The organism is Paenilisteria riparia FSL S10-1204 (genome assembly GCF_000525995.1).
GTDB classification, from domain to species: Bacteria; Bacillota; Bacilli; order Lactobacillales; family Listeriaceae; genus Listeria_A; species Listeria_A riparia.
Map to the genome: position 1 here is coordinate 1 of NZ_AODL01000031.1, position 22,654 is coordinate 22,654.

23 protein-coding genes and 2 pseudogenes are annotated in these 22,654 nt (G+C 37.0%); 4 read left to right on the forward strand and 21 right to left on the reverse strand.

Annotated elements, in window-relative coordinates; all coding sequences use genetic code 11:
* The 5 genes from PRIP_RS13900 to PRIP_RS13920 form a co-directional block, all read right to left on the reverse strand.
* A partial coding sequence (locus tag PRIP_RS13900; RefSeq protein WP_036101833.1) for a nucleotide sugar dehydrogenase occupies positions 1-694 on the reverse strand: 694 nt, incomplete at its 3' end.
* A 30-nt stretch (positions 695-724) separates the two neighbouring features.
* Complete coding sequence (locus PRIP_RS13905; protein WP_077913024.1) at positions 725-1,183, reverse strand: DUF4352 domain-containing protein; 459 nt, start codon at positions 1,181-1,183, stop codon at positions 725-727.
* Positions 1,184-1,262: 79 nt separating this feature from the next.
* Positions 1,263-2,627: an immunoglobulin-like domain-containing protein gene (locus PRIP_RS13910; RefSeq protein WP_149023838.1), complete on the reverse strand. Its 1,365-nt coding sequence runs from the start codon at positions 2,625-2,627 to the stop codon at positions 1,263-1,265.
* Positions 2,573-4,237: an immunoglobulin-like domain-containing protein gene (locus PRIP_RS17810; RefSeq protein ID WP_036101836.1), complete on the reverse strand. Its 1,665-nt coding sequence runs from the start codon at positions 4,235-4,237 to the stop codon at positions 2,573-2,575. The genes PRIP_RS13910 and PRIP_RS17810 overlap by 55 nt, the downstream gene beginning before the upstream one ends.
* Positions 4,238-4,414: 177 nt before the next feature.
* Complete coding sequence (locus tag PRIP_RS13920) at positions 4,415-5,134, reverse strand: Crp/Fnr family transcriptional regulator (RefSeq protein ID WP_036101837.1); 720 nt, start codon at positions 5,132-5,134, stop codon at positions 4,415-4,417.
* A gap of 375 nt (positions 5,135-5,509) precedes the next feature.
* On the opposite strand from PRIP_RS13920, the gene PRIP_RS13925 reads away from it, so the two are divergent.
* Entirely contained in the window at positions 5,510-6,955 is a 1,446-nt protein-coding gene (locus tag PRIP_RS13925) for a helix-turn-helix domain-containing protein (RefSeq protein WP_036101838.1), read from the forward strand.
* 251 nt (positions 6,956-7,206) lie between these two features.
* On the opposite strand, the pseudogene PRIP_RS13930 reads toward PRIP_RS13925, so the two are convergent.
* The 4 genes and pseudogenes from PRIP_RS13930 to PRIP_RS13945 form a co-directional block, all read right to left on the reverse strand.
* Positions 7,207-7,485 (reverse strand): annotated as a pseudogene (locus PRIP_RS13930) (helix-turn-helix domain-containing protein); the annotation flags it as partial.
* 84 nt (positions 7,486-7,569) lie between these two features.
* Positions 7,570-9,240, reverse strand: coding sequence for an FAD-dependent oxidoreductase (locus tag PRIP_RS13935; RefSeq protein ID WP_036101839.1), 1,671 nt, complete (start codon positions 9,238-9,240; stop codon positions 7,570-7,572).
* 14 nt (positions 9,241-9,254) lie between these two features.
* Positions 9,255-10,550 carry an arsenic transporter gene (locus tag PRIP_RS13940; RefSeq protein WP_036101841.1) on the reverse strand — a complete coding sequence of 432 codons (1,296 nt, stop codon included), beginning with the start codon at positions 10,548-10,550 and terminating at the stop codon, positions 9,255-9,257.
* A 104-nt stretch (positions 10,551-10,654) separates the two neighbouring features.
* Positions 10,655-10,978 carry an ArsR/SmtB family transcription factor gene (locus PRIP_RS13945; RefSeq protein ID WP_036101843.1) on the reverse strand — a complete coding sequence of 108 codons (324 nt, stop codon included), beginning with the start codon at positions 10,976-10,978 and terminating at the stop codon, positions 10,655-10,657.
* 228 nt (positions 10,979-11,206) lie between these two features.
* Here PRIP_RS13945 and PRIP_RS13950 point away from each other — a divergent pair, with 228 nt between their 5' ends.
* Complete coding sequence (locus PRIP_RS13950; protein ID WP_036101844.1) at positions 11,207-14,152, forward strand: Tn3 family transposase; 2,946 nt, start codon at positions 11,207-11,209, stop codon at positions 14,150-14,152.
* 567 nt (positions 14,153-14,719) lie between these two features.
* Here the strand turns inward: PRIP_RS13950 and PRIP_RS13955 are convergent.
* From PRIP_RS13955 to PRIP_RS16455, 5 genes are all read right to left on the reverse strand, one after another.
* On the reverse strand, positions 14,720-15,055 hold the full coding sequence (locus tag PRIP_RS13955) for a hypothetical protein (RefSeq protein ID WP_036101845.1): 336 nt from the start codon (positions 15,053-15,055) through the stop codon (positions 14,720-14,722).
* A complete protein-coding gene (locus tag PRIP_RS13960; RefSeq protein WP_052008947.1) occupies positions 15,045-15,404 on the reverse strand; it encodes a hypothetical protein in 360 nt (119 codons plus the stop codon). Before PRIP_RS13960 ends, PRIP_RS13955 begins: the two co-directional genes overlap by 11 nt.
* Before the next feature lie 196 nt (positions 15,405-15,600).
* Entirely contained in the window at positions 15,601-15,975 is a 375-nt protein-coding gene (locus PRIP_RS13965; protein WP_036101846.1) for a hypothetical protein, read from the reverse strand.
* A gap of 2 nt (positions 15,976-15,977) precedes the next feature.
* The gene (locus PRIP_RS13970; protein WP_479494824.1) at positions 15,978-16,916 is read right to left on the reverse strand and encodes a lipase family protein; all 939 of its coding nucleotides are present in this window, start codon (positions 16,914-16,916) and stop codon (positions 15,978-15,980) included.
* Positions 16,917-16,920: 4 nt separating this feature from the next.
* Positions 16,921-17,172: a hypothetical protein gene (locus PRIP_RS16455; protein WP_052008949.1), complete on the reverse strand. Its 252-nt coding sequence runs from the start codon at positions 17,170-17,172 to the stop codon at positions 16,921-16,923.
* 115 nt (positions 17,173-17,287) lie between these two features.
* Between PRIP_RS16455 and PRIP_RS13975 the strand changes: the two genes are divergently transcribed.
* Together PRIP_RS13975 and PRIP_RS17030 are read left to right on the forward strand one after the other, a co-directional pair.
* Positions 17,288-17,614 (forward strand): DUF1433 domain-containing protein, encoded by a 327-nt coding sequence (locus PRIP_RS13975; protein WP_241434189.1) that lies wholly within the window; start codon positions 17,288-17,290, stop codon positions 17,612-17,614.
* Positions 17,615-17,787: 173 nt separating this feature from the next.
* Positions 17,788-17,889: a type I toxin-antitoxin system Fst family toxin gene (locus PRIP_RS17030; protein ID WP_149023839.1), complete on the forward strand. Its 102-nt coding sequence runs from the start codon at positions 17,788-17,790 to the stop codon at positions 17,887-17,889.
* 142 nt (positions 17,890-18,031) lie between these two features.
* Here the strand turns inward: PRIP_RS17030 and PRIP_RS18035 are convergent, their stop codons facing one another.
* From PRIP_RS18035 to PRIP_RS14010, 7 genes and pseudogenes are all read right to left on the reverse strand, one after another.
* The gene (locus tag PRIP_RS18035) at positions 18,032-18,157 is read right to left on the reverse strand and encodes a hypothetical protein (protein WP_277620103.1); all 126 of its coding nucleotides are present in this window, start codon (positions 18,155-18,157) and stop codon (positions 18,032-18,034) included.
* Positions 18,135-18,778 (reverse strand): annotated as a pseudogene (locus PRIP_RS13980) (recombinase family protein). Before PRIP_RS13980 ends, PRIP_RS18035 begins: the two are co-directional and overlap by 23 nt.
* A 426-nt stretch (positions 18,779-19,204) precedes the next feature.
* Complete coding sequence (locus tag PRIP_RS13985; protein WP_036101850.1) at positions 19,205-19,927, reverse strand: hypothetical protein; 723 nt, start codon at positions 19,925-19,927, stop codon at positions 19,205-19,207.
* On the reverse strand, positions 19,905-20,540 hold the full coding sequence (locus tag PRIP_RS13990) for a hypothetical protein (RefSeq protein ID WP_149023840.1): 636 nt from the start codon (positions 20,538-20,540) through the stop codon (positions 19,905-19,907). Before PRIP_RS13990 ends, PRIP_RS13985 begins: the two co-directional genes overlap by 23 nt.
* Positions 20,541-20,715: 175 nt before the next feature.
* Positions 20,716-20,973 (reverse strand): hypothetical protein, encoded by a 258-nt coding sequence (locus PRIP_RS14000; protein ID WP_036101854.1) that lies wholly within the window; start codon positions 20,971-20,973, stop codon positions 20,716-20,718.
* A gap of 256 nt (positions 20,974-21,229) precedes the next feature.
* Positions 21,230-22,033 (reverse strand): SMI1/KNR4 family protein, encoded by an 804-nt coding sequence (locus PRIP_RS16460; RefSeq protein ID WP_052008950.1) that lies wholly within the window; start codon positions 22,031-22,033, stop codon positions 21,230-21,232.
* A gap of 386 nt (positions 22,034-22,419) precedes the next feature.
* Positions 22,420-22,644: a hypothetical protein gene (locus PRIP_RS14010; protein WP_036101855.1), complete on the reverse strand. Its 225-nt coding sequence runs from the start codon at positions 22,642-22,644 to the stop codon at positions 22,420-22,422.
* Between the last annotated feature and the right edge of the window lie 10 nt (positions 22,645-22,654).

Here is a 22,654-nt window from a genome sequence, read left to right on the forward strand (position 1 = left end):
TGGTGATATTGAGCTCCGCAGAAATATGCACCAATTCGTTCGCTAAGGCAATATTCACATCGCGGTACGTGTTTTCCATCAATTTTGACATTTCAGCTGTTGATGCTGTCGCTTCAATCAATTCGCCCTGCACGAAGGTACTATAGATTTTCTTTCCAGCTTCAGTACATGCCGGTGTGACACCACCAATAATACGGTTATTGTAGATTAATTCGTGGATAATTTGACCTGGTAGCACACGCTCAGGACAGTGAACAAGAAAGACATCCTTTCCTACAATGAGACCTGTACTTTCAATGAGTGGTAAAATGTGATCTTCAGTAGAGCGGGGAGCAATAGTAGACTCAATAATAATGGTATTTCCTTTTTGGAGAATCGGTAAAATATTGGTTACTGCGGATAAAACGTAGCTTAGATCACATGATTTCAAGGCGTCATTTTTGTTCGGTGTGGGAACCGATACGATAAATGTATCTGCCGGCTCTACAACCAAACCAGCCTTGAATGTACCATTTTGAACAGCTCTATCGAGTTCCGCTTGCAATCCTGGTTCTTCGATGTGGATCTTACCTGTATTCAATTCTTTAATCACTTTCTCATTCACATCAATTCCTAAAACATCTTGATTGTGATTGGCAAACATGATTGCGGTTGGAAGTCCAATATAACCTAATCCTATAACAACTAATTTCAATATATGACAACCCTTTCTGGTTGGTTTTTTTTACTTCGCTTCTGGAATTGTAATAGACCAGCTTGCTTGCTCTTTACCCATTGGGGCGTATAAGAGTGTTCCATTTTTCACATTTTTCGGCAGTTCGAAATAGGCTTTTCCTGTTAGTTTTTCATTTGGTTTGAACTCATCACCAAAGTTATTCCCTTGTGGGAAAATGTCATAAGTTTTGTCACCAGATTTAATTTTGAAATCACCAGCGCCAACACCTACTGGAGCACTATCATTATTTAAGAAGGACATCGCGATGCTGACCATATTTTTGTCTTTTTTCACACTTTCTGTGGTTTTGATGTCACCGATTTTCATATCGATATTGTTGACTGTTTTTGTTTTGAATGTTTGTTTGACTGTTTCTTCTGTTTTTGTCTGTTTAGCTTGATTGTCTTCTGTATTCCCACATGCGCCTGCAAATACGAGCGTTGAGGCTGTTATTCCTGCGATTAAAATTTTTTTTCATTTTTGGTGCACCTCATTCATTTAATGACATAAGGGGAGTAAAGCTCCCCCCCCTTATGCTTCTGTTATCTTATTGTGTAATTGTTACTGGAGTTGTATTAATTTGTCTACCACGGTTATCAAGTCCGATTACTTCTACAACGTCTGTTGGTTGTAGATTGAGGGCTTTGATGTAGTATTTGTAAGTTCCATCTGGTTGAACAAAGGCAACACTTGCTTGATCTGTACCGTTTACTTTTAATGTTACTTTATAAACGTCACCTGTAGCTGTTCCAGTTAGATAGCTATCACCAACTTTTACTCCGTTAGCTGCCACTGTTCCTGTTGCTACGTTAATTGTTACTGGTTTACTGTCTAATAATTTACCTGCTGCATCATAAACGTTTACTTTCACGTCGTCTGTCCCATCTTTTATTAAACCTGCCGCATAATAATGGATAACATTTCCGTTAGCTGGGATTTGGCTGTATTTAACTCCATTAACTTCCAATTCCACTTTAGATACATCACCAGTGTACGTACCATCAACATAGGAATGTGTACCGATTTTGAAAGCTTGTGGTGTGACAGTTCCTTTTGTTTCGTTAGTTGCTGGCTTGCTTACTTGTACAGTAGCTGTGTTAAGAACTTCGCCTATAGCATCATATGCAACAACTTCTACTACGTCTGTCTCTGAAGTAATGAGTGTTTTTGCGTAGTATTGGTATGATCCTGCCGTTGCTGGAATAGCTGATTTCACAACACCGTTCACTTTAAGTGCGACTTTAGCTACATCTCCAGTAACAACTCCTTTGACATATGCATCTGTTCCTAGGACAAATTCGTTCGCTGTCACTGTACCTTCCGTTGCGCTGATTAAGACCGTTTTCGAGCTTACTAGTACGCCAGCAGAATTGTAAGCGTTCAATTTTACTACATCTGTTGTAGAATTGATTTGTGGTTTCGCATAGTATTTAACCTTACCGCCTGTTACCTTAATTTTTTGTAGTTCTGTTCCGTTCACTTCTAGAGAAACTTTCGCTACATCACCAGTGTATGAACCTGTTACATAGCTGTCTTTACCAAGTTTGTATCTGTCTGCAATTACGTTTCCTGCTTGACCGTTGTTTTTTGTGACAGTTACTGGTTTTGTATCTAATACTTTACCTGTTGCATCATATGCAGTTACTGTTACAACGTCTGTAAGATTCAATATTTTATCTTTCGCATAGTATTGGAATGGTGATGTTGGTGTGTTAATTGTTTGTTTAACTACTCCATTCACTGTGATGCTCACTTTCGCTACGTCGCCTGTGAATGTTCCTTTAACATACGTATCAGTTCCTAAAACATATGCATTCGGTGTGATTGTTCCTGTTGTCACTGGTTCGGCTTTCACGTTTACTTTTGTTCTTTGTAGTACTTTACCTGTTGCATCATAACCGATGATATACACTTGATCGGTTGGTTTTGTGATGTTATTTTTTTAGCATAGTATTGGTATGTGCTACCAGATACATTGATTGTTGTGAATTTCTTTCCGTTCACTTCCAGTTGTGCTTTCACTACATCACCAGTTAAAGCACCTTTTACATATCTGTCCTTACCAATTGTATAATCGTTCGCTGTGATTGTTCCTTCGGTTATCTCTGTTTTTCCAACAGTCACTGTTGATACAGAACTTACTTGTCCATTTTTAGATTGAGTGGCATTAATGATATCTCCTTCTTTTATATCATTCAATACGAATGTCGCATTTCCATTCGAATCTGCCGCTTTTGATGTCTCTGTACCGTCTGGGAAAGTGAGTGTAATGGTTGCACCAGGTCTTCCACTCACTGTTACCGACTTATCACTTTCTTTGATTTCTGGAATAGTTGGCTTAGTAATTTCAACCTTTCTTTCATAGTTGTAGCTGCCTTGCCCACCTTCAGTTTGATAAGCTCTAATTTTCTCTCCAGCTACTAGTGAAGGGGTCGTAAAAATAACTTCCCCAGTAGCACCGGCTACTTTATTTAGTATAGTTCCATCTGGTAGAATCATTGAAACCATCGCACCAGGACTGGTATTTGTTATAGTGACTGTTGTATCTCCATCTTTCATTGACTGAACAACAGGCATTTTCGGTCTAACATTCACCTGGATTGTTTTAGTAGTAGTGTTACCACCACCATCTGTAACAGAATAAGTTACATTATAAGATCCACCTTTACTTGTATCTACATTATTATCAATGACTTTAATCTTATTAGTTATATCGCCGTCTTCAACGTCTGTAGCCGAAACCCCATCTAAAGGAGAAAAATTTTCACCAGCGTTAATGGTTTTGTCTGACGCATCAATTATTGGTTCCTTACCAGTATTGACAGTTAATGTTGGATTGTAAAGCACATGTGTATTAGTTCCTTCACCTATAACACCAGTGAATCCAATAATCGCCTCTGTCCCACCGAAAACTTTATCCATATCAGTGACTTTATAGCTTCTGACAATCCCACTATAATCATAGGATAGTGTCTGAGTAGAGGAATTCCAATTAATGGTTAAATCGTAATTACCTCCACTTGGAAAAGAATTAACATAGCCGAAGAATCCAGCATCTTTTGTATAGAAACTCACATTATTTCTTGCCGGAGAGTACCATGTTTGATGACGAAAAGCTATTCCTAGCGTATTAGAAACACCTTTAAGCCTCATATCATCCCCTATAGGCCCAAATGTAGGGGTGTTAGCATTTTGCATAAAAAATGAAATACCATCAGCTTTGGATGCTCCACCTCCAATACCAAGCTTAGTTTTTAAAGTAAAACTATTTTTCAAATTGATTTTTTGCTTTGTTACAATATATCCATTAGAAAAGACTCCATTTTGTGTCAAAGTAATTGCATCAGAATAGGTGGAGTAACCTAATTTAGCGCCATCACCGAGATTACTAATATCAATTAAATTTTTTTCCGTTAATGCTCGAGTATCTGTTGAACTTTTAGAAACTCCAACAGGCGCTATTTCATTTGTACTTGCTGCCATTGTGGTTAAAGGAGCAGATGCTAGTACATTAAATGCCACTAGACCTACTAATATTTTTTTTTGTTTTATTATTCATAATTTCCCTCTTTTACTATTTTTTTTGTTGATAAAGACCCTGTCTCTGTTTCTTACTCATCTGTCGTACCTATATATATATACTACTTTTTCAGCATCACCTCTTTCATTGGCACAAGACCAACTTCCTCTAAATTTAGGTTAAAAGAAAGCCTCTCTTTCTTTATTCATCTCGTCTACAATAGCTAATTCATAAACGGCGTTCTCTTTATTAACTTCAATATCCTGCCCGTCTTTTCCCAAAAAACCTTCTTCTTCTAGTTCTCTACAAATTTTATATACAGTTGTCGATGTTACATTTACAAAATTGGAAATTATCTTTTTAGTAAAAACTTTCGGCAAAATAATATGATGCTTATCTTCTTTCCCATACAGTTTCCCAAGATAAGCAATATTAACCTTAATCCTATCTTTCGCATCAGTAACTTGTAGTAAATCTCGTTGAATCATGTATTGGTTCATGATTTTTATATCGTTATATAAAAAGAAGAGACCTTCTTGTAGGTGAACCAGTTTTAACATCACATCTTCTTTTGTGAATCTCAATAACAAGCTGCCAGTTAAAGCTGTGACAGTAAAAGAAGATTCTTCATTTACTAAGATATTTGTCATACCAATCACCTCAGACTCCTTCAAAAAACCTTTGATTCGTCCTTCTTTCGCTACACTAAATAAGCCAGATTGGATGAAGTACATGTATTTGTGTCTATTACCCTCTTTCAAAATGACATCCTGCTTATTTACTCGGATTATTTCATGATTTATGGGGTATAAGTTGTTGCCTACTAACAATTTTAGTAGCTGGCAACTATTAAATTGTCGACCAATCACATGTTTATCAAATAACTTTTGATATGGCATTTTCTCACCTCCTTTTTTACAAATAAGCACAAGTCACCTCACTTGTTTATCTTAACACTTTTTTTTTTTCAAAAACATAAGTGGTTATGGTTCACATAGCAATATTTCGAACGTTTTGTGAACTTATATACTAACTGTATAGTTCAAATATTTAGTTTTCCTGTTCTTTTTTCTGTTTCTCTAACTTATATTATTATTGTACACACAAAACCTCTTCTCATATGTAAAAAAATAAAGATTAAAAACTAATAATTAATTTAAAATGCATCACTCAAGCGAAAAATTCTGTTGAAATGATATTTTTTGTAAAAAAATGTTAGAATGAATGAGAATGCTACGAATAATTTAGACATATTTATGAAAGGAGTTTTACACATGAATGCCTTATTCGACAAAGAAAAGAATAAAATGATTCAAATCATGCTGTACAGTTTAGACTCACCTAAAATAGCTTTTAAACAAATGTTACGTGATTTAGAGATAAGCACAGCTTCTGCCTACTCCTATTTAGAGCAATTGAATACATTCTTTATTAGCATTGATGATACATCGTATTTTAAAACCGAAAATCATATGTTGCTTTTTGTTCGCTCCAAAAATTTCACACTTCATAAACTTCTCATCCATTTATTTGAAACAAGCCTCTCTTCATTTATCTTCTTCAGTATTTTTTCAGAAGAACAATCATCTGTTTCCGATGTTGCTAAAAAAGCTTCTGTCAGTAGAGCCACCATTTATAATAAGATTAAACAGCTTAATAAATGGCTTATTCCAAAAGAATTGAAAATAATTTATAAACCACTTACAATCGTTGGTTCGGAACAAACAATCCGTCGCTTTTTTCACGAACTTTTTTGGACAATCTATAAATCTGAAAAAATCCCCCTACCAATCGAATATGACAAGGCAACGCTAGAAATTGAGATTATCGAGCGACAATTACACAACACGTTTTCTATCGTAGAGAAGTTATGGTTAATGCACTGGATTACCATACTAGCAAAGAGACGCTCGCAACATCGTTTTGTAGATGGCTTAGTGCCTCTCACTTTCACAAAACGTTCTAGACGTCATGTCATTGCTAAACGAGAGGAGATACCTGACTCTTTTTATCAAAATGAAGTTCATTTTGAGCTATCCATTATCGAAAGTTTTTTAGTGTCTGATCACCCTTTTTCCCCTTTTTTAAATGAATTTATTTTATTTCACCAGGCAAGACACACCGAAGAATGGTCTATCTTTCACGAGATTATGGATGCTCTTTTTCAGCATAATATTCCCAGCTTCATTAGTGGTAATACTTTACTTAAAGCGCGTGTGCTATCCCTAATCATACGTTCCTCTAACCCTCATTTCGATAGCACTGACTTTATTCCTCAACTAGAATCCCCACAAAAAAAATGCCTTTATCTTGGTTTATTTAACAATTTGGAAAAAGCTCTATCCTCTAGCAAATGTTCATCTTATTACTACAAGATTAGAAATAAAAAAGCTCTTGTACTTGGTATATATGATGCTCTCATCACTTGCTCTGAAATCAAAAATTACGAACCACCAATTTATATTAGAGTTGACGTGTTGAGTTGGGATAAGAAGGTACAGATTCAACATAAATTACGCACATCTTTCCCATATAACATCCTCTTTGACACAACAGATGCTTCACCCTTCACGCCGGATTTATTAATCAGCGATTTTTATTTGAGTGAATTTAGTAGTTATCCCTTTGAATACTATCTTGTTAATGAAGCTATCACAGACTTCGATAAAATAGAATTGGAAAAAATTATCTATTCTATACTTCATACAAAAATCAATTAATATACTGGAATGGTTATAACAAAATGGACATAAAAATTAAGAGCTTTTGAAAAAGGAAAAACTATTTGAAATAACTTAAATCTCAGGCTGTTAGGGGTAGAACCAGCATCTCCGAGCAAATCGGACATTACGTAATATTCTGACTATAATGAGTGGAATATCTTATGAATCGAGTTTCTTCTATTATTTACTATTGGCCACAATCTTAATAACGGATAGTGGCCTTATTTTTAATGCGAAGCAAGCTATGTCTACTGATCTTCTGTAGACATCGTGGCTAAGTCTTCTTTAATCCGATATCTCGTCGGTCTTGTTACTCGATTTTTCTCCGCAATGCGTTTGGTTGGCAAACCTTCTTCTAACATTCGCATAATCTGATGGTATACTGCCTGTTTTTGTGGATCTTTTGCATCTGCAGCGTATAAAATCGGCCGGCCTTTATAGACGCCTTTTTCCTTCGCTATCGCAATTCCCTGTGCTTGCCTTCTCTTACTTTCCATTCTTTCTCGTTCCGCAATCATCGCCAAGATTTAATGTGTATTTAACGTACAATGAAATAACGGCGAAAAACATGCTCTCCATACAAAAGCATATCTTTCACCGTTTACTATCATTTAGTCACCCATCAACTGTAAATATAGTTGGTAGTTTTTGTTGCCTCCAGACAAATTATAGACTGTTTGGAATCCCTTGTTTTTCAGTATGTTCTGGGCTGCATTGCCGGTTACGCCTTTATTACAGTAGGTTACTGTAATAACAGTGGGGTCAAGTAATGTTGCCTGTTCTCGGAGTTCGGACAAAGGAATGTGTATAGCATTCTTGACAGAAGATGCTTCAAATTGCTTTTTGGATCGTGTATCAATAATTTGCATTTTCTCGCCTTCGTTTTGCTTCCTAATGAGCATTTCAGGTGTTATCAATGGGTTATCATGTATCGCATTGTCCAAGGCCATCCCAGTATACAACACAGGATCTTTTGTTGTTGCAAATGGTGGAGCATACGCTAAATCTAAGTGAAATAGATCCGCTGCTGTTGCTTTAAAAGTGATGGCTGTTGCTAACACATCGATTCGTTTATCTACACCCTGTGTTCCTGTTATTTGAGCACCTAGAACACGTCCTGTTTTTCGATCAGCGATGGCTTTAATTGTGAGCTCTTTTCCACCAAGATAATCTGCTTTGTCAGGTTTGATATTGTAGAGCACTTCTATTTCAAAACCTTCGTCTCGTGCTTCCTGCTCGGTTAACCCGGTATAGGCAACGACCATATCAAAAACGCGTACAATCCCTGTACCCAGAATTCCACGGTGTTGTAATAATCCGCCAGTTAACGTATCTCCAGCAATCCGGCCCATTTTATTGGCTGTTGAACCTAAAGGTCGATATAACGGTTTTCCAGTGATTAAAGAGTAACTTTCTGCAATATCACCAACAGCTGATATATGCGGGATATTCGTTCGCATCTTTTCATCTATGGAAACAGCACGAGAGCTTCCAAGTGTTATATTGGTTCCATGTAATAAGCTCGTATTTGGTATTACACCAGCTGCTAGAATAATCATATCAGATTCTCTTTCGCATGCATGGTTATCTATCGTTGCCAAACGTTTTTCTTTATCTGTGCGCTTGATTTTCTCTATCGTTGTATTTAAAGTGATTTTGACACCCTGTTTCTCCAATACTTGTTGTACACGAAAAGCCATATCCCTATCAAGATGTTTCATTATTTGATTCCCACGCTGTATGATCGTCACATCGATACCACTCTGCTGTAACTGTTCGGCCATTTCTAGACCGATAAACCCAGCGCCGACAATGAGTGCTGTTTTCGGTTGCGTCTCCTTGATATAGTGGTGTATCGTGCTGGCGTCTTGAATATTTCTAACATGGAAAATATCCTTAGCATCTGTGAATGATTCAAAGGCAACAGGTGTCACTGGTTTTGCTCCCATGGCAAGTACCAATTCGTCGTAGAAATCTTCCACTGTTTCTCCTGTCTTCAGATTTAAAATATCAATTTTTTGTTGGTCAGGATGAATTTTCATGACACGATGCTCCGTATGAATCGCGACGTTATAGCGCTTTTGAAACCATGCTGCATTTCTTGGTGTTAGGGTATCTAATGTTGGAACTTCACCCCCAATATAATAAGGAATCCCACAAACAGAGTAGGATATATCGGTATCCTGATCGTATACCACAATCTCGTCTTCTTCCGTGTTTCTTCTTGCTTTTGCCGCCACACTTGTTCCTGCAGCGACGGAACCAATAATAATAATTTTCATAATACAAGCCTCCATTAATTCCAAATGAGTAGGGATAGATACAAACCTACGAGTGTGATAAATAGGACGGGAAGGGTGATAACAATACCAATTTTAAAATACATGCCCCAGCTTATCTTCACATTTTTTTGCGCTAAAACATGCAGCCATAAAAGGGTTGCCAAAGAACCGATAGGGGTTATCTTTGGACCTAAATCAGAGCCTATCACATTCGCGTAAATCATCGCTTCTTTCATGATTCCGTTAAAAGAAGTGTGATCGATAGCCAAGGCATTAATCATCACCGTAGGCATGTTATTCATAATCGATGACAGGATAGCTGCGATGAACCCCATGCCTATGGTGCCTGCAAATAAGCCATAATTTCCGATATGTTCCAAAGCACTTGCTAACACTTTTGTAATACCAACATTCTGTAAACCATACACCACAACATACATACCAATGGAGAAAAATACAATACTCCAAGGAGCGCCTTTTAAAACCGTTGTAGTATGGACTGCTTGACTATTTCTAGCAAGTAACAAGAAGGTTAGTGCTATGAATAAGGCGATAAAGGAAACTGGGATTTCCAAGAAACTACTTAAAAAATAGCCTGTAACTAGAACAGCTAATATTCCCCAAGAAATATGGAACATTTTCATGTCTTTGATTGCTGAAGCCGGTGTCACGAGTTCCGATGCATCGTATCTTTTCGGTAGCGCTCGTCGGAAATAAAGATACAATACAAGGATACTTGCAATTAAAGAAAAAAGATTGGGTATCCACATAATAAGCGCATATTGAGAAAACGTGATCCCAAAGAAATCTGCAGAAACGATATTTACTAGATTACTGACGACTAGTGGTAGTGATGTTGTGTCGGCAATAAATCCGCTAGCTATAATAAACGGAAATACCTTTTTTTCATCAAACTTAAGTGCACGTACCATGGCCAACACGATAGGTGTCAAAATTAGAGCGGCACCGTCATTCGCGAAGAACGCGGCTACCAAAGCTCCTAAAATGGCAATGAGTACAAACATTAAAATACCATTCCCTTTAGCGAGTCTTGCCATATGTAGCGCGGCCCACTCAAAAAAGCCAATCTCATCCAGGATAAGAGAAATGATGATAATAGCAATAAAAGCTAACGTCGCATTCCAGACAATACCTGTTACTGTTACGACATCTGTGAGCGTGACAACACCTACTAGTAGTGCGATAACAGCTCCTCCACATGCTGACCAGCCAATCGATAGATTTTTAGGCTGCCAGATAACAAATACGAGTGTGATTATAAAAACTAAAATAGCGAGTATGATTTGCATAATTCCCCCTTACTACTAGCGAAAAACAGATATTACTCGCTGGTGTGTTTCATTTATACTGAGTCATAGTTGGGATTCTCTCCAACCAAAATCAGTGGCTAGCATTAGCTTATAGGCTCTTTTTTCTTGTGTATGTTATTACAAACACACACTTCTTTTTCTTGCAAAAAAGAAGCTAGAACTTGTTGTACTTTCAATATAGATGCATCCCTTAAGGAATAGTAATGCCAGATTCCTGATTTTCTGCTTTGTACAATACCCGCTTGCATTAAAACTTTCATGTGATGAGATAATGTAGGTTGCGTGAAATCGAAATGTTCAAGCAAATCGCACGCACACAACTCCCCACAGGAAAGAATATCAATAATTTGAACTCTTTTAGGGTCGCTCATTGCCTTAAAAAGCCGAGCAGTTTCTTCATACGTCACAATAAACCTCCTTATAAATAGATACTTATCTATCTATAAATATAAACATCTGCAAGTGGAACGTCAAGCATTTCTATTCGTTTATGCGAAAAAACAGTCTATATCGTTCATTTTCAAGCAGCTTGTAGTATCTTTATTTATCTGGAAGTAACCTTTGCATACTTTCCTCTATTTGATATAATTTACACAATAAATCTTTGACCTAACAAAATGGATAGGGGAAACATCATGAAAAAAGAATGGACGATTGATGAGGAAATAGAAGCTTTTATATTGAGCGGTCGAGAAATGGCGTTTGTTACAGCGAAATACAGAGCTACGCGTATTGGGTTTGCTGTGATGCTAAAATATTTTCAGATGGAGCATCAATTCCCAGTAGAAAAGAAAGATATTCCACCTGATATGCCTTTGTTTATAGCGAAGCAGTTGCAACTGTCACCGGACGCTTTTACAACGTACCAATTTGATTCCAAAACCGCCTACCGGCAGCGACAGGAAATTTTACAATTTTGCGGTTTTCGAGAAGAAAATGAAGGGGATAGAAAATCATTGCAAGATTGGCTAGACGACAACATATACGAGTACAACCAAGATGTAGACTTGTTAAAAGAACAGATATATAGGAAATACCGCATAGAAAAAATAAGCATCCCTTCGGAATGGCAAATAGAAACGTTAGTACGTGGCCGTATTCGGCAAAAAGAGCAGCAGTTTTATCAAACAACCTACCAGCAACTTTCTGCTACTAGTTTGGAAAAGATGGATGCTTTACTAGCCTACTGGGGAGATTTAGAAGATGAGGAAAACGACAAAGAAGATACAACAAAAATCACATTTAGAAGATTAAGCTTAGGGCCTGGCCGCCTTAGTCAAGCCACCCTAGTCATGGAATTAAATAAACTGCAAACACTGCTCGACTTAGAGTTGCCAGATCATTTGTTTACGGATATTCCTGCTAAGATTTTGCAAAAATATAGACTACGGGCCACATCCGAAGATAAGACAGAAGTGAGTCGGCATAATGAGACTGTTCGCTATACATTACTGAGTGCTTTTTTCTGGCTAAAGATAAGGGAATTGCATGATAGCCTTGTAGAGTTACTCATTACACTCATCCATAAAATCGATGGTCGTGCGGAGAAAAAAGTGAAAATGGAATTAATACTAGAAGTAAAGAAAGTATTTGGTAAGAATAAAATATTGGTCCATTTATTGGAGAGTGCGCTCCAAAATCCCAATGGGATTATCAAAGACACGCTCTTTTCCGTAGCATCTCCAGAAATAGTAGGGGATATTGTCAAGGAATTAAAATATAAAAACTCCATTTATCAAGAGAAAGTACACTGGTGTATACGGAATTCCTATAGTAGTTCCTATCGTTCCGCTGTGACGAATATATTGCAACCGCTTCAATTTAAATCCAATAACCACCTGCACCAACCCGTCATTCAAGCGATTGACTTACTGCGGCAATATCATACATCCAAACAAATCACCTTTTCTTCTTCAGAAGATATTCCACTTGGTCCAGAAATTATCCCTAAGAAATGGTATGACTTGGTCATTAAAGAAGATAGCAATGGTGAGCTAAAAATCAATCGCATTAATTATGAAATATGTGTCTTACATGCGTTAAAAGATAAGTTGAAATGTCGTGAAATTTGGGTATCCTTCGCTTTTCGCTATCGAAATCCAGATGACTATTTGCCTGCTGACTTTGAAGAGAATCGTGTCCAGCACTATGAAACGCTTCAGCTGCCCTTAGATGGCGCAGAAAAAATAGACAGTTTACAGCAGCAGCTACGTGACAAGCTTCATCTACTGGACACAACGATGCCAGATAATAAGAAAGTGAACATATTGACAAAGAAAAACGGTTGGATTGCCGTCGCATCAAATGAATTAAGTCCGGATCCACATCAACTCACCTATCTGAAGAAAGAAATTACCGATCGTTGGTGGATGACGAATCTCATTGATATTATCAAAGAAACAGATTTACGAACAGGATTTTCGACGACGTTTCAAAGCCTTGCTACGTATGAACGTCTGGATCGAAAAACTGTTCAAAAACGGTTGTTGTTATGCTTATATGGTATTGGCACAAACACGGGAATACGACGTGTATCATCGGGTAGTCCGGACATCAGCTACAAAGATTTGCTGTATGTTAAACGGAAGTATATTCATACCGAAAATTTAAAAGCGGCCAACCAAAAAATTGTGAATGCCATTTTAACAGAACGTACAGAGAGTGTATGGGGCAAGGGTAGCACTTCTTGCGCTTCCGATTCTTCTCGTGTCGTAGCTTACGATCAAAATCTACGAACGCAATGGTTCCCAAGATATCGTGGTCCTGGCGTATCTGTTTATTGGCATATTGAAGAAAAATCCATGTGTATTCACTCGCAAGTGAATGCGCCAAAATCATCGGAAGTAGCAGCGATGCTGCATGGCTTACTTCATCATGGCACAGCAAAAGAAGTGGATCGCAATTATGTAGATACACATGGTCAAAGCGCTGTAGGGTTCGCATTTTGCCACTTGCTAGGCTATGAATTGTTATCACGTTTCAAAAATATACATGCGCAAAAGTTATATAAAGCATCGGCTAGTGATCGATATGAGCATATCTCCCCTGTTATTGCGAAGCGAGCCATCAACTGGGATCTTATTCACAGACAGTATAACGAAATGGTGAAGTATGCGACAGCGCTACGTATCAATACCGCAGATACCGAGGCTATTTTAAAGCAATTTTCCAAAAATAGTTCGCACCCTACCTATCTCGCTTTTCAAGAATTAGGTAAAGTGATAAAAACGATGTTTCTATGCGACTATCTCATGTCGGAAGAGCTACGAAAAGAAATTCATTCCGGTTTAAATACGGTGGAAAACTGGCATTCCGCAAGTGATTTCGTCTTTTTTGGCCAAGGTGGCGAAATTCGCCACAACCAATTGGAAGAACAAGAAATAGCGATGCTCAGTCTCCAACTCATACAGAATTGCATGATTTATATGAACACACTAAAAATCCAATCGGTGCTACGTAAAAAAGAATGGCAAAACAAGATGGAAGCTGAAGATTATCGGGCGCTAACGCCCATGATTTACAATCATATCAATCCATATGGAGAGTTTCATATTGATATGAACAAGAGAATACATTTATAATAAAAAGGCATGTCGGGCATCGCGTAGTATTCTGAATATTACGTAATGTCCGATTTACTCGGAGATGCTGGTTCTACCCCTTATAAGTATCAAATAGACCGCAAAACGTTCTATAGGCGAACACAAAAGGCTAACAAATATATAATCTTCGGTCTGAAAAGATACAGCGCTCGTGAGATTGAACATATTTTGCTTGATTCATTTTAAGAAAATGTACGTAATATAATGTATTACTAATATATTATATTACGTATTATTTCTATTTTGAACATTCCGGTCAATAAGACTGATTGAAAAATTAGTTGAATTCTAATTCACTTCTCTACGTAAATGGTGTATAATGGAATTATGATGTTGGCATATTCAGACGGGTTTATGCTACATTCTATGTGCTAGCAGCCAGTATTCTAGATACTGGCTTTTTTAATTGCATAGCAACTATTATTCGGCATTTAAGACGAAAAAGAACCAACGTTGCCGAGTATTGTTCGGATATTTTACGTATTTTGTCCGGCTGTAGCGTGCGATCGACCAGGAGAATTCCATCTAAACACGAACAATGCCCTTTTAAGCTTCGAACCATTTCTGAAACTTACGTTCTTCAACATAACGAATCGATTCTAATTCGATGACTTGAATATTCTCATTTGTTTGCACATGTAGCAAATCACCCTCGACGGCCGCAATCCGGCCAATAATATAAGGACCTGGCGATAAATCAGATGAATGCTGCTGAATAGCAAGTGTAGAACGATTTTGTATGACACTATTTAAGACTTGATAAACTAGTTCCTCGCTCATCACTTCTTCCCATTCATCTTCCACTTTTTCTAATTGCTCAATATGCTGGCTCAAAAAGAAACCACGCCATTTTTTCATATTATGATATTGTTTACCACTCATATTTTTCAGCCTCCAGTTCGAGATCCAATTCCAGCTGAATTCTATTTTCAGGATACCTAATTTCTACAATCTCTTTTGCCATAATTACACGATGATTGACTAGAAAAGATCTCAAGCTTTCATTGAGTAAAAATGCTTTTCCTCGGATAATTTCCTCATATGAGCCAATACATAAAACAAACTCTAGTATAGTATCCGCATGAATCGAATCTTTTACCAAGTTTTCCATTTCAGCCCATCGCTTTTCACTTAGGATTGGTGCCGTCGTTCTATAGTATTTTTTATCTCCCAAAACAATATAATCACTATTCCCCATATTTTCCAATCCTTTCGTAATTAACTGTTTCACCCTCTTATTATACAAACATACGTTCGCTTTTAGTAGTCACTAAAAGAACTATCTTTAGTGTGCCGCTCCTGAATCAAATCAGCTAACACTTTACCAATACAAAACATTTTAATCGCCTTAAAATGCGCCTATACAACACAAAAACTAGACACCTCTAAGGGTATCTAGCTCATTGGTTGCTTTTATGGCCATGTCGTTAAAACATTCTAGCGCTACGAATAACATTCTCAAAATCAGACGCATCATCCTGGCAAAGATATTTTCTCTCCTGAATCAACTTGGCCACGATAGCCTCCCCTGTTCGACTCTCAAAGGATTCATCTAGTTTTCGCTCCAGCTTTTGCATCGTGTGCTGCCATCCGTCAAAACTCGCATTTAATCGCTGGAGTTGTTGCCAATTTTCCTCTGCTATCAGATTCGTTCGCTTCTGCACCTGCTGCTGCATTCTCGCTTTTTGTCTGGCTCTTTCAATTTCCTTTTTATCTGCTTGTAGCGCATATGCCAAGCTACTTGCCCCTGTCTCAAAAGCTTTAGCTATTGCTTTATCTAATTCTTGTATTTGTCTATCCATCTTTACACCTTCCCAACGCTTGCCAACTGACTGCCTAATTCACTTGCTGATGCTTTCAGTGCGCCAACGGTTCCCCCGAGATACCGTGCTAAATCTTGGCCAGCTTCCTGATCATTTCGTTGCATTTCATACGCAGCACGACCGATTGCATCCGAAAACGTTAGCAATTCTTTTTGATGTGATTGCAAATTTTCGATTAGTTGGACCGTTAAATCATCGTTATGTAATCGATAAATCCCTTCGCGTTTGTGTACCGCGACCTCCTGAATCGCATCGTCTATTTCCGAAACCATCAACAAATCATACTCTCCGCCAAAGGTGGCATCTTCCAAATCACGCTGGAGCTTTTTCATATCCCTAGCTTCATCTTCTCGGAAGTCCTCTAGCGCTCGGATTACCTTCGTGATATCCTCGGCCATCGCGTGTAATTCCCGCGCGCTACGTTGAATGTCATCTGGAGATATTTTAAGCTTCACTGATCCGTTGCTATTGAATTGACCACGAAATCCGGTAGGCATGTGTGCATTGTACGGATCGCTACCACTCGCATTTTCACTGATAAATTGTTGATAAAAGACAAAGGCGCCTGGTGGCAGTGATCCAACGACATCGCCAGTATGTCTATAATCCTTAATCTGGTTGAAATAAGCACCATCACGTGCTTGTTGTTGTTCCTCTGCCGTTAATTTATTAAACGATCGCGCTGCGGCAAAAGTGGTGGCTTGCTTATTATATTTTACAGCACCATATTGTGCGAGTGCCCCACCTAGACTATGCCCTGTAAAGCTAAATTCTTCGGTATCATAGCTTCGCAATGTTCCTTTGATAAACTCCTGGTAATCAAAAAACTGATCCCCATACTCCGGCATTTTTTTTGTGGCCAAACTTGCATTGGTTTCCCAATCCGCCAATTCTTGCGATCCACGCGAAACAAAGACGATATTTTCAAATTTTTTTCAATTTCCCATTGCAAACATCGCGATACTCTTTTAAACGCACAACGGCTGCTGCCTGTAGCCCATTGTCTTTATCTACTGACTCTATTACTACCCAGCGAGACGCATCTTCTAAAATCATCGTTGTCAATTTCTCTTCCCGTTCTTTCGTTAATGGAGCCACAACATTGACTTTCAAATATTTATGTTTATAGATATTATCTGACAAGCCAAAATACTGCAATTCGCTTATATTGCTCATAAAAAGACTCCTCCCTATGTTATAATAGTAGTGGGGTGACGCTATGAAAAAATGGATATTGTATACTTCCATAATTTTGCTACTACTTATTATAATAACAGGGGGATGGCTATTTGTGAATCATCAACAAAAAGAAAAAGCGATCGACACGATTGCAAAAGAAGAACAACCTCGTATCGAGAAGTATATTCGCTATAATTACGATGATATTGAATCTGTTCATTTTACCGATATTACCATCAATCCAACTGGTATTCCACATGTGGAAGGCTATGTTAATAACGATAAGGATGCATGGTTTGATGCCGGCATCTATGACAAACATTTTGAAGTAGCATTGAGTCAAAGTGGGAAATTACTGATGATGTTAAAACCTGAATTTGAAGCCGAAGGTGCCGCCAAAAGTGTTTCTGAAATCGAAGCCGAAGAAAAAAATAAATGAAAATAACCCAGGGCTCACGAATTAGTCGATTGCTCTGGGTTATTTTTATAAATCTAACTGTCTATTCCATGCTAAATCTGCATTTTGAAAGTACTTCTATTCCTTTTCTTATGGTACAATAAAAAAGTCGTCTACCTTCAGGCGAACATTTTCGCTGAAGGGAGGTGTGAAATATGAGTATCTTATTTTCAAGTATTATTGCTCCGATTGTGGTTGGATGCGCAATTGCGTTTTTCAAACACATGTTAGAAGGTCGGCGCAATAACAACAAGTAGGCGACACTTCATTCTAACCTCAAATAAACACCCTAGCTGCGGTAACAGCTAGGGTGTTTGGGTGTGAATATGAGTATCTTATTTTCTACTCCATTATAACAACAAAACAAAGAAAAGTAAACTAACCCATATTGAATAAGGTTTAACGGCAAAAAATAATCATCAATCGCTTGACTGTAGTTTGATGGTTATCACTATTGTCGCCATCTTTAACGGTGCTACTATTGAGAAGTAATTTTAGCGCATCACTTCCTTTTCTCGATTTCATAACATGTTTCTTCTATAGTATTTAGCTCTTCCTTGATTCTATAAATCGTTGGCCGTGTCACACGATTTTTTTCTGCAATTTGTTTTATAGGAAGCCCCTCTTCTAACATTCTTACAATTTGATGGTACACTGCCTGTTTTTGCGGGTCCTTTGCATCTGCAGCATATAAAGTTGGCCGGCCCTTATATACTCCTTTTTCTTTCGCGATAGCAATCCCCTGGGCTTGCCGTCTCTTACTTTCCGTTCTTTCTCGCTCTGCTATCATCGCAAGGAGCTGGAGAATTAAATCCTTCACAAAGCGATCTAAAAGTGGATCGCCAATCGGCTCACTTAGCAACGGCATGCTCGTGACCATCAGACCAATGTTCTTTTCTTTAAGCACATTGACCGTTTGAATAATTTCGGCGTAATCACGACCCAGCCGATCGATGGCCTCTACCATCAAAAAATCACCTTCGCGAACAAAATCCAACGCTTTTCGAAATTCTTCCCGATTAATATAATCGGCGCCAGATTTTTTTCTTCTACAAAAATTTTCTCCGCGCCATGACTTTTAAATTCTTCCAATTGCCGATCTAAATTCTGATCAGTGGAACTTACACGTGCATATGCTACTTTCATGCTCAAAATCACTCCTTTTTGTAGCTTATTTATTTTACACCCTAATTTTACATTATAAATTAGCATAAATCAATAAAACGTAAGTGTCTATTTAGGGTACACCCTTATCAGACATATTTTTAGCGCACAAAAAAACCACCGCGGAAAAGGGAGTAACCGCGACGGTCAAAAAGGGAGTTAACATTCTCACGCTTCAGGGGAAAAGTATGAAAATGGATTTTGCTTGTTGTTAGCTTATACATTCATATTACATCTTAAAGAAGAAAAGTAGCTGTGATCCAGGTTAGAATTTCATGAAAAATAAATACTTTCTTTTCTTGTCCAATTATCACAATTAACAGGGCTTCTATTCTAGACAAAAAAATAGACAGAAACATCGCTTATTTCAAAGAGAAAACACGCCTTTTTCAGACGTGTCTATATATCTTAAGTTTTGGACGGCAATACACCACTTTCTTCGTTGAAAAAAATTGAGATAGGCATATTTAGATAATTTTCTTTCTCATCCTCACTTAACTGACCAAAAATTTGATTTGCTTGTTCATTATTATCCAATAAGATGCTTATCCCAAATTGAATTAAGGAGTCCCCTTTGTAATACTCACTAATTTTCAAAAGATCAGAAATCAATTCGATTGGAATGCTCTTCCTTCTTTTGAAAATTTGAGCTTTATTCATCACTGCAAACGCACTATTTCGATCATCTGCAGTCGGAATTTCATTCAATATGTCTAAAGCAATATCCAAAAAATCTTGATTTAATTTCTGATCATAAGCTTTGATAAATTGAAAAGCTAACAAATTAATACCTTCTTTTACCCTTTCATTATTCAATTCACTCATTTTAATTGACTTTTGTATGCCGTCATAATTAATGTATGGAAACCTAACAATACTATCAGCCTTCAACGTAGTATATATGCTAACTCTTACTTGCTCGGAATCATCCCCTGAATCAACAAATATAGCTACTTTATCTATAAATTCTTCATCGAATATATTAAATACATTCTTATCTAGTGTTAAACAATGTAAACGATACCCTGCAAAATCATATTCATTAATCGAATCTTCTCCAGGTATCAAAAATCTATTAACCATTTGAGTTAAAACAGTTCGTTCACTATCACTGAGCGAAAAAAAATTCAAAATCTAACGGCACTTTATTTAAGAGTAACAGCCTCTTTAAATCCGTGAAATATTCCTGCAGATTATTCCCATCATCAAATACACCTGTCTTTTTAACACTATTATTTTTATTAGGTATCAACTCAACACCATCCACATATAAACTTTCGTCATTCTCTAAATCTTCTATTAACTTCAAAATGTCAAGTATATTGTCAATGCTTCCCCTTAGTTTTGTATTAAATTTTATATATCCTGTTTCCAGATTTAATTCAATAGCATTTTCATCCCATTCGCCAAACCAAATTTTCATGATAGATTTATCAAAAATTTGTTTCTTCCCTTGCATAGTTTTAGAATTAGCTGTTTTTATCTTTACTGTTGTTTCCTCACTCATCGTTATCACACGAATGTTCTCAGGCCTAACCCTACCTACAGGGATATTCAAATTTCCATCTTGCTTATATATAGGTACACTATGCTTTTTCAAAAAATCAGTTTGATTAGCCCGTCCAGCCACCCACCTCATTATAAGTTTTTCATTTCCATCTCCTGGATTAATTTCTAAGCTGTGTTTTGTTTGGAAATCTTGATTAAGAAGAAATGTTGCAAGCACATCTCTAAAGTCATCCACATTCTCTCAATATCATCCACTTCTACCATTATAGATTTTTGATGATCTTTGCCCTCCATTATTTCTTTTATATCAATTCGTAATAAATCCTTAACAAATATATGCGTCTCACTCGGCTCATTTGGATTCACATAAATGACAAAATAAATAACTCCATTTTGATTGTAGTAATTTCTTAAATCTGCTGTAGATATAGATATTTTTTTTTGTTTTTTTTAACATTTTTAGATGTCGTCGATTTAATTTGAATAGGAATATTACCCTTCATATCTTTTTTCGCTAGCCCTGGCTTACTATACAATGTAAGACTACCATCAAAAGAAGCCGTTTTATCATTAGTTGGTAAATCACTATCTATTAATGGACACTTTACTAAATACTGTTTCAATCCCGCTATTCCCGATTCTTCTATTTGTTTTTGGTTAAGCTTCATCCCTAATTCAGCCTTCCTTATCTCATATTTTTGATGAATAGTTCCTTCTTTAAACCTATATCAAAAAGTATACCATGAGAGCAACATGTTTCAAAATTCATTTCCGGATATTTTGGGACGCGATTTCCATTCTTTTCTGTATGTATCAAAAAGCATGCTTTTTGACATGCTCTATAAAATAAAGAAACGTACCATTTTCATGATACGCTCTCTTAAACTCATTTCTCGTAACCTTACATGCTTAGCCTATTTAGCTTTAAGCTTGTCGCTTGTCAGCTAAGTGTTCTTCAATCATTTCTTTGTATATTGTAAAATCTAAACCAGCTTCTTTTCTTAGTAAGGTTAGGCAGAGATCTATCAAAGTTTGGTTTGTAATCGTTTCATTTTCTATCTCTGTTCTCATTGCGTCCGCAATAGTAATTTTTTGCTGCTCTGTTCCTTCATCGAAAACTTTAGCGAAGGCCTTATATAACAAGTTGTCTTCTTTTACCATAGAAAAATCTTGAATCCACGTGTAGACGCCATTAGCTACTTCATTCATGTTTGTTGAGCTAGCCCATGCTCTTATTTCTTCATGGGTGGGTATATAAATGTCATCATGTTCTTCATCATCGTCATCTTCCACCGTAAACATTAAGTCCATCAAGCTATCAAAGTCATCACAAATTTTGTGCACATCACCGCGTTCTGTGTCTATATATATAATTTCAGGCGATGAGGGGTTCCTTTCATAATCTAATGCTATAAATGAATGCCCATCCCCCGCAATCAGAATGCTATTATCTTTCGTAATTTCCCACTCTTCTTTAAGATACTCTGTTTCCAGAATACCCTCATCTGGTTCAATTCCGTATAATGAATCAAGTAAGATAAAACCCTCACCATCATCATTAACAAAATCAACATGAACGGCATCCGTTTTTAGATAACCACCATTTTGTTTTTTTAATACCTTAAGATAGCTCTTGGGTAATGTGACACCAAATGTTTTTTCTGCTAATTCAATATTTTTGTGTGTCAACGGGCCTGGCTTGTCACTATCTTTTTCCCAAATACTCATATTATTCACTACCTTCTTCGCTTATTTTGTACCCCAAATAGCTTTACCGCTGGCATCAAATTTAACACCTGTTTTAGGATGTAATTTTCCAGCCAGTCTACCATTTTTTATGGTTATGTTTTTCTTTACACCATTTTTAAGTGTTTCTTTGTTATTTAGATGTCTACTTTATTGACAACTATCCACTTTTTGATACACAAGAAAAGGGGCACATTCTTTCAGTGCCCCTTTCTTTACATCACTTTCGTTTCCCAGTAACAATCATACCAAGAATTACAGCCACTATAACCCCTATCACAGAAAGATAACTTAAGTAGGAAATATCATTGTATATTCCTATAATTCCCATAAAACAAAAGTCTATAACCAAAATAGCTAGCAATATTTTAATTTTTAACAATTAAATCACTGCTTTCCTTTTGAAATGAAATCACTATTTTCTTTTTTTTTTCACGTATCACTTGGAAGAACATCCAACATGATCCAGAGACCATAATAATACTTCCAATTGTAGATAAAATATTATTATGCATCAAAAATCCTATAACCTGAATGGCAGCACCCAGGAATAAGCATATGCCAAATATGACAGCTATTTTAGCGTTTTCCATTCCATCCTCC